Origin of the sequence: Wolbachia endosymbiont (group B) of Gerris lacustris, assembly GCF_964028355.1 — a bacterium.
In the GTDB taxonomy this organism is placed as follows: Bacteria; Pseudomonadota; Alphaproteobacteria; order Rickettsiales; family Anaplasmataceae; genus Wolbachia.
The window spans coordinates 948,670-971,597 of sequence record NZ_OZ034761.1; the positions used below are offsets into that span (position 1 = coordinate 948,670).

Annotated in this window: 19 protein-coding genes, 1 tRNA gene and 5 pseudogenes; 18 read left to right on the forward strand and 7 right to left on the reverse strand. The window is 34.3% G+C overall.

Features of this window, described 5'->3' with window-relative positions:
- The first annotated feature begins 42 nt into the window (after positions 1-42).
- Together ABWU62_RS04855 and ABWU62_RS04860 are read left to right on the forward strand one after the other, a co-directional pair.
- On the forward strand, positions 43-639 hold the full coding sequence (locus ABWU62_RS04855; protein ID WP_353287706.1) for an L-threonylcarbamoyladenylate synthase: 597 nt from the start codon (positions 43-45) through the stop codon (positions 637-639).
- 8 nt (positions 640-647) lie between these two features.
- Positions 648-1,499 carry a DNA polymerase III subunit delta' gene (locus ABWU62_RS04860; protein ID WP_353287707.1) on the forward strand — a complete coding sequence of 284 codons (852 nt, stop codon included), beginning with the start codon at positions 648-650 and terminating at the stop codon, positions 1,497-1,499.
- Positions 1,500-1,663: 164 nt separating this feature from the next.
- Here ABWU62_RS04860 and ABWU62_RS04865 read toward each other — a convergent pair.
- Positions 1,664-2,456 (reverse strand): IS5 family transposase gene (locus ABWU62_RS04865; protein WP_353287093.1). Its coding sequence is split into 2 segments (ribosomal slippage): positions 1,664-2,191 and positions 2,193-2,456, totalling 792 coding nucleotides; the frame shifts between segments, so codons are not numbered across the junction.
- 50 nt (positions 2,457-2,506) lie between these two features.
- Between ABWU62_RS04865 and ABWU62_RS04870 the strand changes: the two genes are divergently transcribed.
- The 4 genes and pseudogenes from ABWU62_RS04870 (at position 2,507) to ABWU62_RS04885 (ending at position 4,982) form a co-directional block, all read left to right on the forward strand.
- The gene (locus tag ABWU62_RS04870) at positions 2,507-2,995 is read left to right on the forward strand and encodes a hypothetical protein (RefSeq protein ID WP_353287708.1); all 489 of its coding nucleotides are present in this window, start codon (positions 2,507-2,509) and stop codon (positions 2,993-2,995) included.
- A gap of 44 nt (positions 2,996-3,039) precedes the next feature.
- Positions 3,040-4,045 (forward strand): IS630 family transposase gene (locus ABWU62_RS04875; protein ID WP_353287090.1). Its coding sequence is split into 2 segments (ribosomal slippage): positions 3,040-3,501 and positions 3,503-4,045, totalling 1,005 coding nucleotides; the frame shifts between segments, so codons are not numbered across the junction.
- A gap of 14 nt (positions 4,046-4,059) precedes the next feature.
- Positions 4,060-4,302: pseudogene (locus tag ABWU62_RS04880) on the forward strand (hypothetical protein); the annotation flags it as partial.
- 29 nt (positions 4,303-4,331) lie between these two features.
- A complete protein-coding gene (locus tag ABWU62_RS04885) occupies positions 4,332-4,982 on the forward strand; it encodes a VirB8/TrbF family protein (RefSeq protein WP_353287709.1) in 651 nt (216 codons plus the stop codon).
- Positions 4,983-4,988: 6 nt separating this feature from the next.
- Here ABWU62_RS04885 and ABWU62_RS04890 read toward each other — a convergent pair whose 3' ends face one another.
- Together ABWU62_RS04890 and ABWU62_RS04895 are read right to left on the reverse strand one after the other, a co-directional pair.
- On the reverse strand, positions 4,989-6,485 hold the full coding sequence (locus ABWU62_RS04890) for a proton-conducting transporter membrane subunit (protein WP_353287710.1): 1,497 nt from the start codon (positions 6,483-6,485) through the stop codon (positions 4,989-4,991).
- A 343-nt stretch (positions 6,486-6,828) separates the two neighbouring features.
- Complete coding sequence (locus ABWU62_RS04895) at positions 6,829-8,271, reverse strand: replicative DNA helicase (RefSeq protein ID WP_353287711.1); 1,443 nt, start codon at positions 8,269-8,271, stop codon at positions 6,829-6,831.
- Positions 8,272-8,373: 102 nt separating this feature from the next.
- On the opposite strand from ABWU62_RS04895, the gene ABWU62_RS04900 reads away from it, so the two are divergent.
- The 4 genes from ABWU62_RS04900 (at position 8,374) to ABWU62_RS04915 (ending at position 10,916) form a co-directional block, all read left to right on the forward strand.
- Positions 8,374-8,456, forward strand: a tRNA-Leu gene (locus ABWU62_RS04900).
- Positions 8,457-8,478: 22 nt separating this feature from the next.
- Positions 8,479-9,081, forward strand: coding sequence for an RDD family protein (locus ABWU62_RS04905; RefSeq protein ID WP_353287712.1), 603 nt, complete (start codon positions 8,479-8,481; stop codon positions 9,079-9,081).
- A gap of 396 nt (positions 9,082-9,477) precedes the next feature.
- Positions 9,478-10,483 (forward strand): IS630 family transposase gene (locus tag ABWU62_RS04910; protein ID WP_353287261.1). Its coding sequence is split into 2 segments (ribosomal slippage): positions 9,478-9,939 and positions 9,941-10,483, totalling 1,005 coding nucleotides; the frame shifts between segments, so codons are not numbered across the junction.
- On the forward strand, positions 10,461-10,916 hold the full coding sequence (locus tag ABWU62_RS04915; RefSeq protein ID WP_353287713.1) for a hypothetical protein: 456 nt from the start codon (positions 10,461-10,463) through the stop codon (positions 10,914-10,916). Before ABWU62_RS04910 ends, ABWU62_RS04915 begins: the two co-directional genes overlap by 23 nt.
- Here ABWU62_RS04915 and ABWU62_RS04920 read toward each other — a convergent pair.
- Together ABWU62_RS04920 and ABWU62_RS04925 are read right to left on the reverse strand one after the other, a co-directional pair.
- Positions 10,913-11,918, reverse strand: a protein-coding gene (locus ABWU62_RS04920; protein ID WP_353287112.1) for an IS630 family transposase whose coding sequence is annotated in 2 segments (ribosomal slippage) — positions 10,913-11,455 and positions 11,457-11,918 — 1,005 coding nt in all. Because the reading frame shifts where the segments join, the coding sequence is not laid out codon by codon here. The two genes, ABWU62_RS04915 and ABWU62_RS04920, sit on opposite strands and share 4 nt — an antisense overlap.
- 68 nt (positions 11,919-11,986) lie before the next feature.
- A pseudogene (locus tag ABWU62_RS04925) lies at positions 11,987-12,724 on the reverse strand (IS256 family transposase); the annotation flags it as partial.
- Between the two features lie 73 nt (positions 12,725-12,797).
- Here ABWU62_RS04925 and ABWU62_RS08370 point away from each other — a divergent pair.
- The 3 genes and pseudogenes from ABWU62_RS08370 to ABWU62_RS04935 all read left to right on the forward strand — a co-directional run.
- Positions 12,798-12,989, forward strand: a pseudogene (locus ABWU62_RS08370) (hypothetical protein); the annotation flags it as partial.
- Positions 12,990-13,097: 108 nt separating this feature from the next.
- On the forward strand, positions 13,098-14,432 hold the full coding sequence (locus tag ABWU62_RS04930) for a dihydroorotase (protein ID WP_353287714.1): 1,335 nt from the start codon (positions 13,098-13,100) through the stop codon (positions 14,430-14,432).
- Positions 14,433-14,516: 84 nt separating this feature from the next.
- On the forward strand, positions 14,517-15,701 hold the full coding sequence (locus ABWU62_RS04935) for a ribonuclease D (protein ID WP_353288169.1): 1,185 nt from the start codon (positions 14,517-14,519) through the stop codon (positions 15,699-15,701).
- Here the strand turns inward: ABWU62_RS04935 and coaE are convergent.
- Complete coding sequence (coaE, locus tag ABWU62_RS04940; RefSeq protein ID WP_353287715.1) at positions 15,691-16,269, reverse strand: dephospho-CoA kinase; 579 nt, start codon at positions 16,267-16,269, stop codon at positions 15,691-15,693. The two genes, ABWU62_RS04935 and coaE, sit on opposite strands and share 11 nt — an antisense overlap.
- 133 nt (positions 16,270-16,402) lie before the next feature.
- Between coaE and ABWU62_RS04945 the strand changes: the two genes are divergently transcribed.
- From ABWU62_RS04945 to ABWU62_RS04965, 5 genes and pseudogenes are all read left to right on the forward strand, one after another.
- Complete coding sequence (locus tag ABWU62_RS04945; protein WP_353287716.1) at positions 16,403-17,806, forward strand: NAD(P)H-dependent flavin oxidoreductase; 1,404 nt, start codon at positions 16,403-16,405, stop codon at positions 17,804-17,806.
- A gap of 83 nt (positions 17,807-17,889) precedes the next feature.
- Positions 17,890-18,780: a hypothetical protein gene (locus tag ABWU62_RS04950; RefSeq protein ID WP_353287717.1), complete on the forward strand. Its 891-nt coding sequence runs from the start codon at positions 17,890-17,892 to the stop codon at positions 18,778-18,780.
- 123 nt (positions 18,781-18,903) lie between these two features.
- On the forward strand, positions 18,904-20,436 hold the full coding sequence (gene metG, locus ABWU62_RS04955) for a methionine--tRNA ligase (protein WP_353287718.1): 1,533 nt from the start codon (positions 18,904-18,906) through the stop codon (positions 20,434-20,436).
- Between the two features lie 331 nt (positions 20,437-20,767).
- Positions 20,768-21,455 (forward strand): annotated as a pseudogene (locus ABWU62_RS04960) (IS630 family transposase); the annotation flags it as partial.
- Positions 21,456-21,530: 75 nt separating this feature from the next.
- Positions 21,531-21,791, forward strand: a pseudogene (locus ABWU62_RS04965) (transposase); the annotation flags it as partial.
- Positions 21,792-21,801: 10 nt separating this feature from the next.
- Here ABWU62_RS04965 and ABWU62_RS04970 read toward each other — a convergent pair.
- Positions 21,802-22,807 (reverse strand): IS630 family transposase gene (locus ABWU62_RS04970; RefSeq protein WP_353287090.1). Its coding sequence is split into 2 segments (ribosomal slippage): positions 21,802-22,344 and positions 22,346-22,807, totalling 1,005 coding nucleotides; the frame shifts between segments, so codons are not numbered across the junction.
- Between the last annotated feature and the right edge of the window lie 121 nt (positions 22,808-22,928).

Sequence of the window (22,928 nt, forward strand, 5' to 3'; positions counted from 1 at the left end):
TAGCGAGATAATCAGGGATATTGTAAACATAAGCTTAGCTATATGATATTTGAAGTAATAAACGCAATACAAAATAATTTGTTAGCGTGCTTTCCAACAGAAACAGTATATGCTCTTGCTTGTAATGCGCTAGATCACGAATCTATAGAAAAAATATACCGGATAAAGAAGCGTTCTCAAAACAAGCCACTCTCTATATTTGTTAGTGATGTTGATAATTTGACAAATATAGCAAAGGTAAAAGAAGAATATATCAATTTAATAAACTACTTTTCTCCTGGACCAATGACCTATATTTTACCACTTAAAAATAATAACATATTACCAAATGAATTCTTTAAAGGTAGTATAGGCATAAGAATTCCTGATCATCCTATTGCGATTTCGATATTAAATGAACTGAAAACTCCAATAGTTGCAACTAGTATTAATATTTCAGGAAAAAAAAGTATATGCAAAGCAAGCGATATACCTCAGTCTATTAAGCAACACTTATCTGCAGTTGTTGAAGATGATGAACTAGTTTCTGGTATAGAATCTACTATTATTGACTTAACTGGAGATAAGATTAAGGTTTTAAGGAAAGGCAAAATTTCATTACAAACAATAAATAACGCATTTTTAAACCAAGATCTATAGGAGAAAGAATGAAAAAGGTGATAGGCCACAACCAAGCAAAAAAAAAGATAATGAACAATTTATCTGTTCAATCTTGGCTGATCTGTGGTAAAAAAGGTATAGGAAAAGCGACATTCGCAAAATCCTTTTCTAATTGGTTTCTTGTCAAAAATTATGATGAAGTAGCATTAGACTTACGAATTGTTGAAGGTGATACAATAGGAGTAGAAAAGGTGAGAGAAATGAAAGACTTTCTTCACTTAAGTCCTATTCAATCAGAATATAAAATAGCTATAATAGATAGCTTAGAGGCAATGACTAATAATGCTAAAAATGCAATATTGAAAATATTAGAGGAGCCGCCAAAAAATTCCAAAATACTTATAATTAGCCATAAGCCATATGATATACAAACTACTATTAGGTGTAGGTGTTTTCAGCTAAATTTACTTCCATTAACTTACGATGAAACAAAGCAAGTTGTTTCATCTCAATGTAAATTTGACGATAAAATATTTGATGAAGTCATTACTTTATTTCCTGGAACGCCAGGGGTGATAATTGATGTAATAAACAGTGGTGTTTATGAGTCATATAAATATTTTTATACATTTTTCCGTAATCTAAATAATTCCGATATAATTAACAAAATAATTAATAGTGAAATTGAGCTAGAACTAGCATCACATATCATTCAAACCTCCATTTTAGAAAGTATAAAGAAAGAAGTAAATAATGTTGAAATTTTGCTAAGTCAGTGGAAAGAAATAGATGAACTTTTCGTTACTGCAAAGCAATTTCGCTTAGATAAAAAACACGTTTTAGCTAATGTAGTTAACATCATGACACAAAAATATAATACTTTTAACATAAATTCATGATAAAATCCTGATAATTTAATACTTAAAGTATATAACTTGACTGATAATAAATTAACCGTATGGCAATCAATAGAAGTTTTAACAAAAACCATATTGAACATGCAGAAAGAATTGAGTTTAATCAAGAATATAGCTTCAGATCAAGACGTCACTTTAGAGCCTGTTCATAATCTTTTGAGGAGCAAGGCAGTAAAAGCTAGAACGACCATTTGTAGTCTAGTATTGAGTTTACGCTCGCAATTTTTCCATAACCGTCTACACTTTTCCAGCCAAGCAAAAGAACGCTCTACAACCCACCTTTTTGGCAATACAACAAAGGTATGTAATTCACTTCGTTTTATTACTTCAACGGTTGCACCAATAGTCGTTTTTATTTGAGTTGCAAAATTTTCTCCTGTATAACCTGCATCAACTAGTATATTTTGAACTTCGGAAAGATTTTTTCTTGCGTTACAAATCATCTCTACAGCAGCAGTACGATCTCCGATATTAGCTGTAGTAATATAAATTGCATGTGGCAAACCTTGCGTATCTACTGCAATATGACGCTTTATTCCTGAAATTTTCTTGCCGGCATCATAACCTTTTTCTTCAGCAATATCGGTGTTTTTTACACTTTGAGCATCAATGATGCAGAAGCTTGTTTTTGTATTCCGACCACTGTTGAAACGAACCTCTCCAACTAATTTTTTTTAAGACAATTTCTAGAACACTTTCTCTATCTTCATTCGGTTTTTTACTCCATCTCTTGAAGTAATCGTAACAATTGCGCCATTTTGGAAACTCTTTTGGTAGCATTCGCCACTGACAGCCACTTTTTAGCACATAAAGTACACCGCAAAATAACTCATATAAATCCAGTTTTCTTGGTTTTGTTTTTTTTCTACAGGATTCTAGATCTGGTAATATAATCTCAAATCTTTCCCGACTTATATCACTTGGGTATACACTCCTCATATATCCTAACTTATATACATTATCTCTTAGTTTATTCCTTTCTTGAGATCATGTACAGGTTCTTAGAAAAAGGGAAGGAGCTGTCAAGTGGTATCTATGAAGCAAATTTTAAGCTCAATAAGGCAATCAATATAGCTACTTTGCCAAAAATTGGCTATCGCATGCTCAGTGGCGAGTTAGTCATACTTAATCATATTACGAAAGAAGAAGTAAAGATTCCTAGAGATTTTCATTATCTTAAAGTTATTAAACTCAATCATGATGACTATAAACTAACGTTTTGTAATTTTTTAGGTAATGAGTTTTTTGAATATAAAAAGTATGATCCACAATATTCTGGTCTTTCAGATGAATATAAATTCGTGGATTTTAGTAGTGTAAAAAAGACTCATAATCTAAGACTTAAGGAGTATGTTGATCATGTACCTAAGTTTTTTGCTACAGAAGGTCCTATTGAGTCTGGATCTGAAAACCATGTAATTGATCTATTTGAGCTAGTCATACCAATTCCCGCTATACAAGCAACGAATAGACAATAATGGAAAAAAAGCCATACTGGAGTAAGTAAAATAGCGAGGTTTAGATGGCATTAAGATCAAAATTATTGGATGAAAAAGTGGTGGAATCAGCAAAAGAGATGTTGAAGAAAGTAAGAAATAATGCGTATGTTGCAAAAAAACTAAATGCTGTAATTGCAGCAAAAAAGCACAGTATAACAGCTGTAGCAAAAATATGTTGCATTTCGAGAAAGGCAATTACTACATGGATAAAGCACATAAAATTTGGAAGAGAAGAAAAATTATTTTCTCCACCTCAACGCCGTAGAAAAACTATATTGAACCAAAGTCAACTTGAACAAATTGAGGTGTGGATAGAGGAAAACCCCAATATTACTATCAGAGAAATGAGAATAAGAATCCAAGAAAGATTTGGTTTGAATATCAGCAAATCCACAATACATCGTAATATGCAAAGAATGAAATTCTCATATATCACACCAAGACCAGTTCATAGTGGACAGGATAAAAATAAGCAAGAGGAGTTTAAAAAAAAACCTCAATGAAACTATTGTCATGCATTCTGAAAAAGAGCTATTTTTCTTCGATGAATCACGGTTTGGTACACATTCAAAAGTTGGACATGGGTGGTTTAAAAAAGGCAGTAGGACACAGGTTAAGGTAAAATTAGGTAGGGAAAATTTTTATCTCTATAGTGCAGTTAATCCCAGAAATGGAGAGAATTTTAGCTTATTTGCACCAAACGTCAACACTGCTTGTATAAATATATTCCTTGAACAGATGTCGCAATATTTAGGAATACGAAAGGCTTTTCTCGTGATGGATTGCGCTAGTTGGCATAAGTCAAAAAGTTTAAAGATACCTAAAAATATCGAAATTATATACCTACCACCATACTCACCTGACCTCAATCCTGTTGAGAGGTTTTGGTTATATATAAAACAGAACATTTTGCGCAATAAAATCTACGATACAATTGTTCTGCTTGAGAGCGCTTTGTGTAAATTTATTACCTCTCTTTCCCCTTCCACGGTTAAACAACTCTGCAATGCTTCTTATTTGGTTCATTAATAATGAGAGTTGGTATCAGAGACGCTAAAGGCAAAGAAGTGGGAACACTTGCTGATGAATTTGGTTATTTTGATGATCAAAATAAATTACACTACTATAATTATCACAAAAGTGCAGAAAGTAATACTTATGATCCTGAAAGCTTCAGTTTAAAAATGATAAATTTAGATGTGAAGAAAATTGATAAATTTCATCTTATTGCAGAACAAGGTGATATAATCATTCATCCTATTTTGGAAAATTTAGACATATTTTAAAGTTTTTTTAGAGTTATTATAATTAGGTTATGGAAGTTGAATCAGTAAAAAACAAAAGTTATTTCAGGAAAGCAGTAGAATGGTATTGCCACAGATACCTGTTCTGCGTTGTAGAAAGATCTTGGATGGCGTTAATAGCGTTACTTCTCTTAGTATGTTTATTTTTATCATTACTAAACATATACCTATTACTTCCTGTTAAAAAAGATTTAAATTTTGTGAAGTACACGAACCACACAGAAGATGAGTTTTCTACAATACATAAACTTAGTTTTAGTGAAAAAGAAGATGAATACACTTCCATAGCAAGGTACTTGGTAAGTCAATACATTGAAGCATATGAGTCCTTTCAGACTGTTGAGCAAAAGTATCAAGAAAATTTTATAAAAAACAATTCTGTATATAAAATCTATCAAGACTTTCAGGAAAAAGTAAACAATGAAGCTATTTCATCCAAAAGAAAAATTACCAATACAAACGTAACAACACTATCTATTGACCGATCGACCAAGGACTTAGTTACATTCGCTGGAAATGCCACTGTAGTTTTTACAGCTGAGCAAAATAAGAAGATGAAAGACTATGCTGTGGAGGTTAGCTTTACTTTGTCAAATATGAAAGCAACTCTAGCTGGTATAATACCATTTAAATTTATTGTTAGCGGTTATAAATACAGGTGATTACATTTAAAATATTACTTGGTAGCTAAAAAAAATAACTAAAGTGCATACAGCAGTAACAATTGGAGGTAAAATTAGAAGCATTGGTGTCTTTTTAACAAAATAATTTCTAGAAGATTTTAAGAAAAAGGCATTGTAAATTATTGGTAAGAAGTATAGAGCGTTGAGTATAGTACTAACAATTAACACTAGAGTTACAAACACAGAAAGTATTACATTGCCAGAGTTGAAAACAGCTTGAAAAATGAGAAATTTACCCCAAAAAGTCGGAGCAGGCGGCACCCCTATCATAGACAATGCACCTATAGCAAATGCTGTCATGCTAATTGGCATACTGCATCCTATACCATAAATCTTATCTATATATTTCTCACCTGTTTTTGTTATTATTGCTCCGGCAATGAAAAACAAAGTGATTTTTGCAAATGCGTGGCAAACTAATTGAAAAATTGCAACCCTCATGCTGAACTCACTAAAAATTGAAGCAAATAATATAATATACGACAATTGAGAGATGGTAGAGTAAGCAAGCAATTTCTTTAATTCTTTTTGCTTTAATGCAATCAATGATGCAGTAATAATAGTAAATCCAGCAGCGTACGGAAGCCACCCTCCAGCAAACCAATTTTGCTGCACAAAACGTTGCATGTTATCGACGCCGAAAGTGTATAATATAACTTTTATGATGATGAAAACTCCGGATTTCACAACAGCAACAGCATGTAATAGTGCACTCACAGGAGTTGGTGCAACCATTGCTTTTGGTAACCAAAAATGCATTGGCATTAATGCAGCTTTTCCTATTCCATAAATCAGCATAGCAAAACACACTGCAATGAAAGTGATGAGTGAAGTATCAAATTTGAATATTCCACCACTTACAAAGTCTAAAGTATGAAATTCATTATATAAAAGGCCTATTGCAGGAAAAAATAATACCAAAGAGGAGAAAAATAGCACGCCAAAGTAATAGCGCCCTGCAATCATTGATTCATTTGTTGAGTTGTAAGTAACCAGAGGGTATGTACTAATAGTTAGAAGCTCATAAAAAACAAATGTAGTGAGCAAATCTCTAGAAAAAGCAATAAACATTGCACAGCTAATCGATATTGAAAAAAAGCATAGAAAACTTGAGCGATTGCTATCAGCATAGTTATTCTGCATATAACATATTGCATATATACTGGTTAGTATCCATAAAAACGATATTAATAAACTGAATATTACTCCGGTAGACTCTAGCTTTAAACTAATGTGCAAATTATTACCAAAATCCATGAGAATAAATTGAGAATGATCACCATATACCCAATATAAAGTGCATAGAGATGTATACGCAAATAGAAGCATAGAAGAAGCAACAGTAACGCTATTGTTCACTCTGGGCCATTTACTAGTAAAAAAAATAGCTAATGCACTTAAAAGTGGGATCAACGCAGTAATTAACAAATAATTCTCAGTAATAAAAAGTGGCAAGGAAAGAGATGTTAAAACAAAATCCATTAAGTAATTCATCTTTCTGTTTAGGTAAAGCTAAAATTATATTCAAGTTATAGAGAATTTGCTATTTTTTAGTTGTATATCGGAAGTGTTAAATAAACCATACGTATCAAGTTAAGAAAAAGTGGCATAAGGAAGAAAGGAAATAAGAAAAAACTATTTTATATATTAAGTAATAAAGTTAGTAATTTATAGATTTTTTTAAAAAATTATCTTATCCTAGATAAGAATTTCCTAAAAAAATAAATGTAACAAATAAAATGCCAATCTTAAATATTGCTATATTTCACGATAGCTCCTTAAACGCGTATGGTTTGTTGAACACTTCCAGCATTCCTAAAGACCACTACAGACTATATCTTTCTGTATAATTTTTAAATGCACCTCTATTGGAGTCAAAATGTAGCTTCACACTGCCAATTGGCCCGTTTCTTTGTTTTGCAATGATCAGCTCTGCAATATTTCTAATTTTCTCCATTTTCTCTTGCCACTCTCGATGTTTATTACTTCCTTCATTTGGTTGCTTTCTTAATTCATAATATTCTTCTCTATAGAGGAACATTACTATATCCGCATCCTGCTCTATGCTTCCTGAATCACGTAAATCAGAAAGTTGTGGTTTTTTATCATCCCTTTGCTCAACAGAACGAGAGAGCTGTGATAGTGCAACAATGGGAATGTTTAGTTCCTTTGCAATTGCTTTTAAACCCTGCGTCACTTCTGAGATTTCTTGCACTCTATTTTCACTACTCCTTTTTGTTGTTCCTCGAATTAATTGCAGATAATCGATAAATACCACCTCTACATTGTATAGTTGATATAGCAATCGTATTCTGGTACGAAGGGCACTAATTGATAGAGCAGGAGTGTCATCTATGATGAAAGGTAATTCGGATAGATCTGTACTAGCATTAATGAATTCATGTAATTCAAAATCACTAATTCTTCCAGTCATTGCCTTATAATAACCAATGCCTGAATCTATAGTAATCAATCTTGCGGTCAATTGCTCTGCTGACATTTCAAGTGAGAAAAACGCTACATAGTGTTGTTTATCTGTTCTTTTTTGCAAAATCTTACAAGCATTAAGTGCGATGTTCAGCGCCAATGCTGTCTTCCCCATTGAAGGTCTTGCAGCTATAATTAACAGATCAGATTTCTGCAAACCACCAAGAAGCTGGTTTAGATCTTGAAGTCCGGTTGTAATACCTAGCGACTCTGGGTTATTCTTCAGCTTGCTGATCTTCTCAACCACATCTTTAATTGAACTTGCAAGCTTTATGTATGTTTTCTCACCTTGCTTTTTTACTGCTAAGTTGAACAATTTTGTCATTGCTTGCTCAATTTGTACCTGTGCAGGATTTTCAATATCGTAGTTATAACTATCGTCAACTATCTCCTGACCGAGCTTGATTAAGCACCTTCTTAAATAAGTATCACGGATTATTCTAGTCAAGCTATAGATATCAAGTGCAATACTTGCCTTTGCTGCAAGCTTTGCTAGGTACTCAACTCCACCACATTCGGCAAATGCTTTATCATTTTCAAAAAACATCTTGAGGCTCAGTTCATTGGCAACTATGCCGTGTTTTCTGGTTTTAGATATCTGGGTAAAAATGCTTTGATGTAGTGGATCATAGAAATTATCTGCTGCAATTATATCTTCAACTGCATCACAAATTCTATTATCACGAATCATTGCACCAATGAGCATTTGCTCTGCTTCTAAATTATGTGGCAATTTACATATTTCTTCTCTTGAATCAATGAGGTTAACTAATTCATTCATTTTAAGTTTTCAGAGTAATGATTGATTATTGTAGAATATTCAGTCCTTACTTAAAAGATAAAAAATTTGACTAATCTTGTGTTGCTTATAGCATTAAAGTAGGCCCCTGTGGTGGAATGGTAGACACGGCAGACTCAAAATCTGTTGCTTGCAAAAGTATGCTGGTTCAAGTCCGGCCAGGGGCACTCAAACATTGGAAAGTGCTTTATGTTACAGAAGTTTTTTAATCGTTTATTTTCCATTTTTTCTTCTATAAATGCTATTCAAAAGGTGAAAAAGGATGATAATGGAATATGTTACGTAACGGGACTTAGACGCTATATCTCGGTATTGCTTGATTTAATTATTATCGTTTTATTTTTGCAATTTTGCGGTCAAGCCTTAAATCAACTCTTCATGAGCTCAGAGAGTAGTAAAATATTAAGTCAAATTGCAGCAAAATATCAGATGCAAGTGCCATTATCTGCAGAAGAAATAGCAATGCAGAGTAGACTCGTTAAGCTACTGATCCTAAATCAAATAGTCCAATTCATTATGCTTTTTAGTTATGTAGCATATATGTGGATAAGGTTTGCTGCCACGCCTGGAAAATTACTACTTGGACTCAGAGTTGTGAATGCACAAACTTTTGAAAAACCGACCCTAAGACAAGCGACAAAAAGGTTTTTTTCCTTTATATTGTCAACTGCACCATTATTCTTGGGTTTTATATGGGCAAGTTTCGACAAACGCTACCAAACTTGGCATGATAAGATCGCAGACACAGTGGTTGTCACAAATAAAAGTCTTAAGCGTGATAAAGTGAATTAAATTCGTTAAAAATAAGAAAATTTTAATAGTTTTATTGATAAATTTGATCAAATGCTTAATTAATGATATACTAAAATAGTAGGTAAAAATATGCCAAGTATTACTCATGATCAAAGTATGGATTCTACTAGCGATAGTATTGTATATATTGATCATAATGAAATAAAAGGGTGCGCAATTGAGGCGCTAGAACCATTTAAGAACGAATTAGAAGATCAAGGTTTTAACCTTAATGAGCTAGGAACTTCTGAGCTAATTAAAACGTGGAGTAATATAGAGCGTTTTAAAGACACTAAGTTAAATAACGATACTGATACCAATTCCCGCTATACAAGCAACGAATAGACAATAATGGAAAAAAAGCCATACTGGAGTAAGTAAAATAGCGAGGTTTAGATGGCATTAAGATCAAAATTATTGGATGAAAAAGTGGTGGAATCAGCAAAAGAGATGCTGAAGAAAGTAAGAAATAATGCGTATGTTGCAAAAAAACTAAATGCTGTAATTGCAGCAAAAAAGCACAGTATAACAGCTGTAGCAAAAATATGTTGCATTTCGAGAAAGGCAATTACTACATGGATAAAGCACATAAAATTTGGAAGAGAAGAAAAATTATTTTCTCCACCTCAATGCCGTAGAAAAACTATATTGAACCAAAGTCAACTTGAACAAATTGAGGTGTGGATGGAGGAAAACCCCAATATTACTATTAGAGAAATGAGAATAAGAATCCAAGAAAGATTTGGTTTGAATATCAGCAAATCCACAATACATCGTAATATGCAAAGAATGAAATTCTCATATATCACACCAAGACCAGTTCATAGTGGACAGGATAAAAATAAGCAAGAGGAGTTTAAAAAAAAACCTCAATGAAACTATTGTCATGCATTCTGAAAAAGAGCTATTTTTCTTCGATGAATCACGGTTTGGTACACATTCAAAAGTTGGACATGGGTGGTTTAAAAAAGGCAGTAGGACACAGGTTAAGGTAAAATTAGGTAGGGAAAATTTTTATCTCTATAGTGCAGTTAATCCCAGAAATGGAGAGAATTTTAGCTTATTTGCACCAAACGTCAACACTGCTTGTATAAATATATTCCTTGAACAGATGTCGCAATATTTAGGAATACGAAAGGCTTTTCTCGTGATGGATTGCGCTAGTTGGCATAAGTCAAAAAGTTTAAAGATACCTAAAAATATCGAAATTATATACCTACCACCATACTCACCTGACCTCAATCCTGTTGAGAGGTTTTGGTTATATATAAAACAGAACATTTTGCGCAATAAAATCTACGATACAATTGTTCTGCTTGAGAGCGCTTTGTGTAAATTTATTACCTCTCTTTCCCCTTCCACGGTTAAACAACTCTGCAATGCTTCTTATTTGGTTCATTAATAATGAGAGTTGGTATGAGTTAAAGGATGCTTCTGACTTTACTGATCTGATAACAGGAAAAATTGCAGGATTTGATGAAGAAAAATTACGAGAAATGTGTACCTTCAGCAAGATTTCCTATGGTAATGTGGACGAAAAACTAGAGAAAGATGGATACAAAACTAGAAGGCAGCTTGAAAAAGAAGGTTATAAAATTATAAAATTTTATGACAATGACCTCATTCAAGATCAATATTGCTCAGATGATGGTTATAAATTAAAATCACAAGATGTTGGCTATGCTTTGAAGGGTAACAACTCATACAATCGAGATGCTGGTTATATTTTTATTAAAGGTAATGAAGTAACTATAGCTTATCATGGTACTCGTGATTTAAATGATGTAAAGGAAGATCTTCGTGCATCTTTAGCTAATACCAACTCTCATTATTAATGAACCAAATAAGAAGCATTGCAGAGTTGTTTAACCGTGGAAGGGGAAAGAGAGGTAATAAATTTACACAAAGCGCTCTCAAGCAGAACAATTGTATCGTAGATTTTATTGCGCAAAATGTTCTGTTTTATATATAACCAAAACCTCTCAACAGGATTGAGGTCAGGTGAGTATGGTGGTAGGTATATAATTTCGATATTTTTAGGTATCTTTAAACTTTTTGACTTATGCCAACTAGCGCAATCCATCACGAGAAAAGCCTTTCGTATTCCTAAATATTGCGACATCTGTTCAAGGAATATATTTATACAAGCAGTGTTGACGTTTGGTGCAAATAAGCTAAAATTCTCTCCATTTCTGGGATTAACTGCACTATAGAGATAAAAATTTTCCCTACCTAATTTTACCTTAACCTGTGTCCTACTGCCTTTTTTAAACCACCCATGTCCAACTTTTGAATGTGTACCAAACCGTGATTCATCGAAGAAAAATAGCTCTTTTTCAGAATGCATGACAATAGTTTCATTGAGGTTTTTTTTTAAACTCCTCTTGCTTATTTTTATCCTGTCCACTATGAACTGGTCTTGGTGTGATATATGAGAATTTCATTCTTTGCATATTACGATGTATTGTGGATTTGCTGATATTCAAACCAAATCTTTCTTGGATTCTTATTCTCATTTCTCTGATAGTAATATTGGGGTTTTCCTCTATCCACACCTCAATTTGTTCAAGTTGACTTTGGTTCAATATAGTTTTTCTACGGCGTTGAGGTGGAGAAAATAATTTTTCTTTTCTTCCAAATTTTATGTGCTTTATCCATGTAGTAATTGCCTTTCTCGAAATGCAACATATTTTTGCTACAGCTGTTATACTGTGCTTTTTTGCTGCAATTACAGCATTTAGTTTTTTTGCAACATACGCATTATTTCTTACTTTCTTCAGCATCTCTTTTGCTGATTCCACCACTTTTTCATCCAATAATTTTGATCTTAATGCCATCTAAACCTCGCTATTTTACTTACTCCAGTATGGCTTTTTTTCCATTATTGTCTATTCGTTGCTTGTATAGCGGGAATTGGTATTAGCCCATCAATACAGGCAATTAGAATATCTTCTACTCCTCTTTCTTTGAGGTCATTTAGTACTCCCAACCAGAAGTTAGCTCCTTCACTTTCAGCCAAATAAAAACCTAATACTTCTTTTCTGCCATTTTGATTTATGCCCAATATATTATACATACATTTACTTATGCAATGTCCGTCCTCCTTGACCTTAAAAAACATGCCATCCATAAATACTATTGGATACACTGATTGCAGTGGGCGGCTGCGCCATTCATTGATTACTGGTAGCAGTTTATCGGTAATACTAGATATCTCTGCTGCTGATATTTTGTGGTCATATATTTCCTCAACATGTGAAGCTATATCTCTGTATCCCATGCCACTGGCATATGTGCTTAAGACCTTTGCTTCAAGTTCTGGATGTAGGCTTGTTTGCCTTTTTTTGACTATTTGTGGTTCAAAGCTTCCCTCCCTATCTCTTGGTGTTAGCAGCTCAAATGAGCCTGCACTCGTGCGTAAAGTTTTTGCGTTTCTCCCATTTCTTCGGTTATTTTCTTCACTTTCAGCTGACATGTAGCTTTCTATTTCACCTTCCAGACTTGCCTCTAGCAACCTTTTTATAAACGGTGTTAATGCTCCATCTCTTCCTGTCAATGGTCTTCCTTCTCGTATAGATGACAGGATATTTGTTTCTAATTCTTTATAATCTACCAAACCAGTAGTTCTATTTGCTTGACTCATATCAAACCTCCATTTTTTATATCAATTTATTACTTTTTTTTTCGGTTTGACACACTTTTTTGAACGTTCCCCCGCTGTTTCTTTTGCATCATCTACAGCACTTGCTGTTAGCGCAAGTCTAACAATTTTTCATTTAGCAATATGTATTTCACTTGCTGTAACTGCATTAACCTTTCTTGCAGTAGGATGCTACTGTTCTTATAAGGCAAATACCGCACTTAATAATGTTAAAATCGAAAATGATAGTTATAGAATAGCTGCTTGAGTATTAATTTAAATATTCTTTATTGCTAGTTATTATACCATCACTTTAATTTGGTTGTGTTTTACTAAAAAAACTTTAGATTTATTTTGTAATCGATACTTAAATATAATGACACAATATTGGAATTTATTGCAGAAAGGCCAAAAGGAAGGCTATAAAATTGCATATATTAATGCTCGTGTTATCGATCCCGAAACTAAGCTTGATATAAAAGGTTCATTATTGACTGAAGGGGATAAAATTGTTGACTTTGGTGAATCATTATTTTCAAATGGAGTTCCAAATGGGGTTGATGAAACAATAGACTGTAAAGGGTTTGTTCTAATGCCAGGCCTTATTGACATTCACGTACATTTTCGTGAACCAGGTCAAGAGCATAAAGAAACTATACATACAGGCAGTAAATCTGCAGCTTCGGGGGGCGTTACAACTGTAGTTTGCCAGCCAAACACTGTTCCAGCAATTGATAGTGTTGTCTTAGCTAAGTATTTGAAATATAGAGCATTTGAAACTTCGCATGTGAATGTTGAATTTTACGCCAAAATTACTACTTCGGAAGAAAAATTAACTGAAATGGCGCTTTTAAAGGAAGCAGGTGCAGTTGGGTTCACCGATGATGGTATGCCAGTTATGAATCCAATGATTATGAGACAGGCACTGCTTTATTCAAGTATGCTTGGTGTTCCTATTGCTCAACATGCAGAAGATTTAAATTTATCTGCTGGTGGCGCGATTAACGAGGGTAAGATTTCTGAAGAATTGGGAGTAAAGGGAATCTTGAGTGCGTCAGAGTCGGTTATGGTAACTCGTGATATACTGCTAATGAAGGACATAGAAAATGTACACTATCATATTTTACATGTTTCTTCAAAAGATTCACTTGATGCTATTAAACGTGCAAAAGGTTTGGGATTAAATGTTACATGTGAAGTAACTCCTCATCACTTTACTTTTACTGAAGATATAGTAAAGCAACATGGGGCAATCGCAAAAATGAATCCGCCACTACGTACTGAGGAAGATCGTTTAGCTATGGTTGAAGGTTTAAAGACAGGTGTGATTGATTGTATTGCAACCGATCATGCTCCGCATGATCTTAGTTCTAAAGATTTGCCACTTGAAAATGCTTTATTTGGTATTATTGGCCTTGAAACAATGCTGCCCATTTCACTTGAACTATATCACAGTGGACAAATGGGTCTACTTGATGTGCTTGCAAAATTGACATATAAGCCTGCAGATATCATACATGTACCACGTGGCCGCATACAGAAAAACCTTGCAGCCGACTTAATTTTAGTTGATTTGGATCATGAATGGGAAATTAAAATTGACAACTTTGCTAGTAAATCAAAGAATTCCCCTTTCGATGGACGCAAAGTGAAAGGGCGCGTAATACGTACCGTTGTATCTGGCAAAATTGTATATTTACAGAAGAGTTAGTTATCATACAGTTGCGCTCTGAATTGCAATCAATTGCAAAGATTTAATATAAGTAGTAAAATATGGCCACTGAATAAAAAATATATGCTAATTAGTACGACGTCGGAACTGGAAAATGCATGTGAAGGACTGATGGAAAAAGATCTAAAATTTATATCAGTTGACACGGAGTTCATTAGAAACAATTTAACCTACTACCCAAAATTATCGTTAATTCAAATTTCTTACGGAGAGAAGAGTTTTATTGTAGACGCATTAGTGCCAGAAATTGATTTATCATTCATTAAGAAAATAATGCTAAATCAGGGGATAATCAAAGTGTTTCATAGCTGCCGGCAGGATATAGAATCCTTACTCACTGTGTTTAAATATGTTCCTACTCCCATTTTTGATACCCAAGTTGCTGCTATGTTTTGCCATTATTATCATGACTTTATTGGTTATTCAAAAGTAGTAGAGCAATATCAAGGAATAGCACTGGATAAAATTAAAGCTAAAAATTCAGACTGGTTAAGAAGGCCGTTATCCGAGAATCAATTAGATTATGCAGTAAACGACGTGGTATACCTATATGACCTATACCAAATATTGTGCAATAAGCTTGAAGAAAACAATAGGATGGGTTGGTTTCAAGAAGAGATGGGGTCAGTAGCTGATATAAATAAGTATTTACATAGTCCAAAAGATGCATGGAGGAGGATCAAATTTAACTATGAAGCAAATCCAAGGTTGATGTTAACTGTTAAAGCAGTTAGTGAGTGGCAAGAGACCTTAGCACAGCGTTACAATATAAATCGTAATAAGGTAGTCAATAATGCCGTAATAACTGGTTTAATTGAAAAAAACGTGGAACATATTGATGACATTTTAGATGACCTTAAGAGAAATACAAAAAATATAAAAGAGGAAGATTTATTAGAATTTATAGATATTTTCAATGAGAATGAGAAGGAATTTGTGCAGCAAAATTATACTCTGTCAGATAATTATGATAAATCTGTATTTGATATACTCTCGATTATTTTGGAGAGCAAATGTAAGGAAAATAACATATCAAGAAAGTTAATTTCATCAAAAGATGAGTTGGCTGGCTCAATATCTGGGCAGATAGATAAACTATTCAAGGGATGGAGATATGATTTTTTCGGCAGATCAGTAGAATCGTTTTTGAATGCAGGCTCAAGGTTTGAAATTTTAATGGTAAAATCTGCTGATAGTATAGCTAAAATTCGGAGTAATATAGTAGAGAATAACCGTATCACGTGCTGAGGTCTAACGAGTCTATTATATCTTTCACTTGAGAAAAAACATTTGCGCTGGTATCGATGATAAAGTCGCTCATTTGCTTTTTTTCTTCAATAGGTAGCTGAATACTAGACATTAGATCCAGCTTTTTTTTATCCATATTACGCTCACTGATCCTTTGAGCTTGTACAGCCCTATCTGCATGGATAAAGACAATAAAATCGCAATATAAACGGAATCTAGTTTCCAGCAGGAGTGGAATGTCTAGAACTAGAAACTTTCCGTCGTTTTCTTTCTCCTGAGCAATAAAAATTTCTAATTCATTTCGCACAGCGGAATGCACTAAAGACTGAAATTGCTTCCAATTTTCATCATAAGCTAAAAAATATTTAGATAATACTGTTCTATCTATTTTTCCATTTACTATCACCCCAGGAAATTTTTCTTCTGCGTAACTTATTATGTTTTTGTTTACTTTATAAAGCTGGTGCACGACAGAGTCGGCATCAAACACAACGGCACCAAATTCTTTAAAGCAATTGGCTACAAAGCTCTTTCCAGCTGCAATTCCACCTGTTAAACCTATGATCATATAGCAAATTTCTTATAAAACTATATTTATAGCATCTCCTATGCCTATTTAAAACTGAATGCATATATAAAAAAGAAAAGCTATTATTTTTTTAGTAATTGAGTAAAATAGAGTGAAAGATTAAGAGGAAATGTTGAAAAATAAGATAAAAAAGATAGTGATTTCAGGGAAAAAAGTCTGGCCGATCATCGAGGGCGGCAAAGGCATTGCAATCAGTGATGGAAGATCAAGTGGGGCATTCGCTGCAGCAGATGCTGTTGGTACGTTTTCTGGTGCAAATGCTAAACTTATCGATGACAATGGCAAGCTGGTACCACTAATTTATAAAGGTAAAACAAGAAATGAAAAGCACGAAGAGTTAATTAAGTATAGTATTGAGGCTGGAGTTAGTCAAGCAAAAATAGCGAATGAAACATCAAAGGGCCGTGGAAGAATACATATGAACGTGCTTTGGGAAATGGGGGCAGCAGAACAAGTCCTTCATGGCATATTAGAAAAAGCAAAAGGCTTAGTTCATGGCATCACTTGCGGTGCTGGTATGCCTTACAGGCTTGGAGAAATTGCAGCTAAATATCAAGTTTATTACTACCCTATTATCTCATCGGCGCGCGCTTTTAAAGCGTTATGGAAACGTGCTTACCAAAAAATATCTTCTTTTTTACTTGGTGGAGTAATATATGAGGATCCGTGGCTTGCTGGTGGTCACAATGGCTTGAGTAATAGTGAAGACCCAGAATTACCGCAGGCTCCATTTGAAAGAGTTGCAGAGCTTAGATCTTTCATGAACGAGGTTGGTCTTGCTGAAACGCCAATTGTTATGGCAGGGGGAGTGTGGCATTTGAAGGATTGGGAACATTGGTTTGACAATTTACAAATCGGACCAATAGCTTTTCAGTTTGGCACTCGTCCACTTTTAACAAAAGAAAGTCCGATTTCTACGGAGTGGAAAAAGAAATTACTTACTTTAGAAGAAGGTGATGTATTTTTAAATAAATTTAGTCCAACAGGGTTCTACTCATCTGCAGTAAGAAACAGCTTCATACGTGAGCTACAGGAACGAAATTCACGTCAAATAAAATTTTCAGAAAGTGTGAGTGGAGAGTTTAATAATGAATTTGCAATGGGTAGCAGAGGTAGAAAGATTTACCTCACTGCAAAAGACAAAGAGCTAGCAAATGCATGGATTAAAGTAGGGTATACAGAGGTAATGAAAACTCCAGATACAACTGTTATTTTTGTGACACCAGGCAAATTTGCGGAGATAAGACAAGATCAAATTAATTGCATGGGATGTTTGAGTCACTGCTTATTTAGCAATTGGAAAGATCATGGTGACCATTCAACAGGGCAAAAACCAGATCCACGAAGCTTCTGTATACAAAAGACACTGCAAAACATTATACATAACGGTGATATTGAAAATGAACTTATGTTTTCTGGACACAATGTGTACAAATTTAAGCAAGACCCATTTTATGAGAATGGCAACGTACCAACAGTAAAGGAGCTGGTGGAAAGAATATTGACAGGTTTATGACTAACTTGACAAGAAGACATTATTCTATATAATTTATGGTAATAACTGTTTATTAATTTAATCTTAATTTGAGGAGAATATCTATGCGCGATAGTGTTTTAAAAAGGTATGCACTTGCCTATATAAGAGAAAATGGCAGTGACAAGAATGTTCAAGAATTTTTACGTTCTCATGGTATGCAAAATATTGAGAACTGGAGTGATAAAAATTTTGAAAATGCGTATAAGAGCTATAACCCAACTAATGAACACAATATAGGAAGTGATCGATGTGATAGTAGGCAACAACCTACAAGCCCTCAGGTTACACACGTACATGTACACAATAATAGAGGTTTAGATTTTTGGGATTATTTTCTACTTCGTAGCCTGTTTAGTGGTAATAACCTTGGTTCCGGTAGCAGTAACCAGCCAAGCAGAGAAGATAAGAAAAAAGACGCAGAAGACAACAGGAAATTATTAGCTTTAGGGATAGTAGCTGTAGTTGCATGTGTTGCTTTCCATGCTTTAATGTGTGTTTGGTACAACAGCAGCGAAAAAATGGCTAGAAAATCAGAAAAGGTAGATTACTTGGATAATAAACTTAAAATGTTCAGAAATATAGAATTTGCAGTTGGTGCAATTTCTTTAGCAGCTTTGATAGGTTGCGCTATTAACCCAGTCTTACCAGTTTGGGGTTTAGTCATTCTTGGCATTAATTCTCTTGTATGTCTTGCTGGTGGTGTGGCTTTTCATATGAAGCATGAGAAAGAGTCAGAAAATATTAAGAAAGCTGAAGAAGCGGTAGATTATTATCGTAAACGAGAACCTGGGTACAGCTCTAGAGATTCTTCTAATCTTGAACCACCACCTCGTTACTCTTCTCAAGATCCTAATACTGCTCCAACTGCTCCTCCTCAAGGTGTATTTGATAATTCTTATCCAGAACAACATTTTGGAGGTTATGGACAGCAAACTGCTTACTCTAAAGCGTAAATCACTTACAGGATACCGCTGCAACACGCAGCGGTATAATGGATTTTCAGATTGCTTGTCTGATAGGATATGTATTGATTTTTATTACTAGTGCAGATACGATAAAGCTTTAAGCACTACAAGATGGAGCAATTTGAGAGCTTTTACATCACTACGCCAATATATTACGTAAACGACAAGCCACACATCGGCCACGCATATACTTCTCTTATCTGTGATGTTACAGCTAGATTTATGAAATTAGCTGGAGAGAACGTCAAATTTACTACTGGTACAGACGAACATGGGCAAAAAATTGAAAAGGCAGCTAAAGCGAAGAGAATAGAGCCAAAAGAATTTACAGATGAAATAAGTGTTACGTTCAGAAAATTGGCTGAGCTAATGAACTTTGATTATGATGATTTTATTCGCACCACAGAAGAACGTCATGAAAAAGCAGTTATAGCTTTATGGAATAGGCTTGAAGAGAGAGGACAAATATATCTGGATTCTTACTCAGGTTGGTATTCAGTTCGTGACGAAGCGTTTTACCAAGAATCGGAGTTGATAGATGGCAGAGCACCAACAGGTGCTGAAGTTCAGTGGATAAAAGAAGAGAGCTACTTTTTTCGTTTGTCAAGTTGGCAAAATAAATTACTAGAGTTATATGAAAATCAGCCAAATTTTATCTTCCCTGAGAGCAGAAAAAATGAAGTGGTATCGTTTGTAAAATCAGGACTAACTGACCTTTCGATTTCTCGTACTAGTTTTAATTGGGGAATAAAAGTACCAGGGAATGACAAGCACGTAATTTATGTTTGGATAGATGCGCTCACTAACTATCTCACATCAATAGGCTTTCCTAATATAGAAGATGAGGAATATAAGAAGTTTTGGACAAACTCTTTTAACGTCCATGTGATCGGTAAAGACATATTGCGTTTTCACGCTATATACTGGCCAGCGATCCTTCTTGCAGCAGATTTATCACTGCCAAAGCAAATAGCAGTTCATGGTTGGTGGCTAAACGAGGGAGAAAAAATATCCAAATCCCTTGGTAACGTTATAGATCCAATTGGTCTTGCAGAAGAGTTTGGCGTTGATCAATTACGCTATTTTCTCCTTCGGGAAGCAAATTTTGGTCAAGATGGTAATTTCAGTAAGAAAAATATGATTAGCCGAATAAATTCAGAACTGGCAAACAATATAGGCAATTTAGTACAAAGAACAATTTCATTTTTGCACAAGCAATGTTCTGGAGTTGTACCAGTAGTTGATCGCAACTTGCTTAAAGATGATGAGAGTTTACCAAATTGCAAAGCCGTAATTGATCAAGTGATGAATCATCTATCAAAGTATGAATTTAACCAGATTATACTCCTGATTATCAATATTTCTTCCAAGGCCAATGCTTACATAGATAAAAGTGCACCCTGGACATTAAGCAAAACTGACAGAGAGCGTATGAATTTAGTAATTTACAAACTACTCGAATACATCAGGATAATTGGTATTTTATTGCAGCCAATTGTTCCAAAGTCAGCAGAAATGATGCTTGATCAATTGCAAATTCCAAAAGAACAACGTGATTTAAAATCTCTGTGTAATGCGTGCGTAGGCTTAGACATTACACTGCCCAAACCTACGCCAATTTTTTTGAGGATTGATAACCCTTAGTAAACCATTCCTAAACCAGGATGAACTGGTCGTTCTATAGTTAATTTACTGTTATCTAAGTGAAGAAGGTTGCCCCTCCTCACTCGACTTCAAAACCGTACGTGAAACTTTCGCTTCATACGGCTTCTCTCTAGCTTGGTGCTTTTCATGCATACTTCTGTGTAAATTATCGTGACAATGTCCATGTAGCATAGATAAGTTTGTGATTGTATTATTTTGCTTATTTTGGTCCTTATGATGTATTTCTAATACCAATTCCCGCTATACAAGCAACGAATAGACAATAATGGAAAAAAAGCCATACTGGAGTAAGTAAAATAGCGAGGTTTAGATGGCATTAAGATCAAAATTATTGGATGAAAAAGTGGTGGAATCAGCAAAAGAGATGCTGAAGAAAGTAAGAAATAATGCGTATGTTGCAAAAAAACTAAATGCTGTAATTGCAGCAAAAAAGCACAGTATAACAGCTGTAGCAAAAATATGTTGCATTTCGAGAAAGGCAATTACTACATGGATAAAGCACATAAAATTTGGAAGAGAAGAAAAATTATTTTCTCCACCTCAATGCCGTAGAAAAACTATATTGAACCAAAGTCAACTTGAACAAATTGAGGTGTGGATGGAGGAAAACCCCAATATTACTATTAGAGAAATGAGAATAAGAATCCAAGAAAGATTTGGTTTGAATATCAGCAAATCCACAATACATCGTAATATGCAAAGAATGAAATTCTCATATATCACACCAAGACCAGTTCATAGTGGACAGGATAAAAATAAGCAAGAGGAGTTTAAAAAAAAACCTCAATGAAACTATTGTCATGCATTCTGAAAAAGAGCTATTTTTCTTCGATGAATCACGGTTTGGTACACATTCAAAAGTTGGACATGGGTGGTTTAAAAAAGGCAGTAGGACACAGGTTAAGGTAAAATTAGGTAGGGAAAATTTTTATCTCTATAGTGCAGTTAATCCCAGAAATGGAGAGAATTTTAGCTTATTTGCACCAAACGTCAACACTGCTTGGGGAACGTTCAAAAAAGTGTGTCAAACCGAAAAAAAAGTAATAAATTGATATAAAAAATGGAGGTTTGATATGAGTCAAGCAAATAGAACTACTGGTTTGGTAGATTATAAAGAATTAGAAACAAATATCCTGTCATCTATACGAGAAGGAAGACCATTGACAGGAAGAGATGGAGCATTAACACCGTTTATAAAAAGGTTGCTAGAGGCAAGTCTGGAAGGTGAAATAGAAAGCTACATGTCAGCTGAAAGTGAAGAAAATAACCGAAGAAATGGGAGAAACGCAAAAACTTTACGCACGAGTGCAGGCTCATTTGAGCTGCTAATACCAACTCTCATTATTAATGAACCAAATAAGAAGCATTGCAGAGTTGTTTAACCGTGGAAGGGGAAAGAGAGGTAATAAATTTACACAAAGCGCTCTCAAGCAGAACAATTGTATCGTAGATTTTATTGCGCAAAATGTTCTGTTTTATATATAACCAAAACCTCTCAACAGGATTGAGGTCAGGTGAGTATGGTGGTAGGTATATAATTTCGATATTTTTAGGTATCTTTAAACTTTTTGACTTATGCCAACTAGCGCAATCCATCACGAGAAAAGCCTTTCGTATTCCTAAATATTGCGACATCTGTTCAAGGAATATATTTATACAAGCAGTGTTGACGTTTGGTGCAAATAAGCTAAAATTCTCTCCATTTCTGGGATTAACTGCACTATAGAGATAAAAATTTTCCCTACCTAATTTTACCTTAACCTGTGTCCTACTGCCTTTTTTAAACCACCCATGTCCAACTTTTGAATGTGTACCAAACCGTGATTCATCGAAGAAAAATAGCTCTTTTTCAGAATGCATGACAATAGTTTCATTGAGGTTTTTTTTTAAACTCCTCTTGCTTATTTTTATCCTGTCCACTATGAACTGGTCTTGGTGTGATATATGAGAATTTCATTCTTTGCATATTACGATGTATTGTGGATTTGCTGATATTCAAACCAAATCTTTCTTGGATTCTTATTCTCATTTCTCTAATAGTAATATTGGGGTTTTCCTCTATCCACACCTCAATTTGTTCAAGTTGACTTTGGTTCAATATAGTTTTTCTACGGCGTTGAGGTGGAGAAAATAATTTTTCTTCTCTTCCAAATTTTATGTGCTTTATCCATGTAGTAATTGCCTTTCTCGAAATGCAACATATTTTTGCTACAGCTGTTATACTGTGCTTTTTTGCTGCAATTACAGCATTTAGTTTTTTTGCAACATACGCATTATTTCTTACTTTCTTCAGCATCTCTTTTGCTGATTCCACCACTTTTTCATCCAATAATTTTGATCTTAATGCCATCTAAACCTCGCTATTTTACTTACTCCAGTATGGCTTTTTTTCCATTATTGTCTATTCGTTGCTTGTATAGCGGGAATTGGTATAAGTACTAAAGATGTAAGTAGCATAAGAGTAGCCAGAG

Bases quoted from the DNA above. Each gene is read 5' to 3' on its own strand.
- ABWU62_RS04855 (WP_353287706.1), top strand. From the start codon at position 43: ATGATATTTGAAGTAATAAACGCAATACAAAATAATTTGTTAGCGTGC.
- ABWU62_RS04860 (WP_353287707.1), top strand. From the start codon at position 648: ATGAAAAAGGTGATAGGCCACAACCAAGCAAAAAAAAAGATAATGAAC.
- ABWU62_RS04870 (WP_353287708.1), top strand. From the start codon at position 2,507: ATGTACAGGTTCTTAGAAAAAGGGAAGGAGCTGTCAAGTGGTATCTAT.
- ABWU62_RS04885 (WP_353287709.1), top strand. From the start codon at position 4,332: ATGGAAGTTGAATCAGTAAAAAACAAAAGTTATTTCAGGAAAGCAGTA.
- ABWU62_RS04890 (WP_353287710.1), bottom strand. From the start codon at position 6,485: ATGGATTTTGTTTTAACATCTCTTTCCTTGCCACTTTTTATTACTGAG.
- ABWU62_RS04895 (WP_353287711.1), bottom strand. From the start codon at position 8,271: ATGAATGAATTAGTTAACCTCATTGATTCAAGAGAAGAAATATGTAAA.
- ABWU62_RS04905 (WP_353287712.1), top strand. From the start codon at position 8,479: ATGTTACAGAAGTTTTTTAATCGTTTATTTTCCATTTTTTCTTCTATA.
- ABWU62_RS04915 (WP_353287713.1), top strand. From the start codon at position 10,461: ATGCTTCTTATTTGGTTCATTAATAATGAGAGTTGGTATGAGTTAAAG.
- ABWU62_RS04930 (WP_353287714.1), top strand. From the start codon at position 13,098: ATGACACAATATTGGAATTTATTGCAGAAAGGCCAAAAGGAAGGCTAT.
- ABWU62_RS04935 (WP_353288169.1), top strand. From the start codon at position 14,517: ATGCTAATTAGTACGACGTCGGAACTGGAAAATGCATGTGAAGGACTG.
- coaE (WP_353287715.1), bottom strand. From the start codon at position 16,269: ATGATCATAGGTTTAACAGGTGGAATTGCAGCTGGAAAGAGCTTTGTA.
- ABWU62_RS04950 (WP_353287717.1), top strand. From the start codon at position 17,890: ATGCGCGATAGTGTTTTAAAAAGGTATGCACTTGCCTATATAAGAGAA.
- metG (WP_353287718.1), top strand. From the start codon at position 18,904: ATGGAGCAATTTGAGAGCTTTTACATCACTACGCCAATATATTACGTA.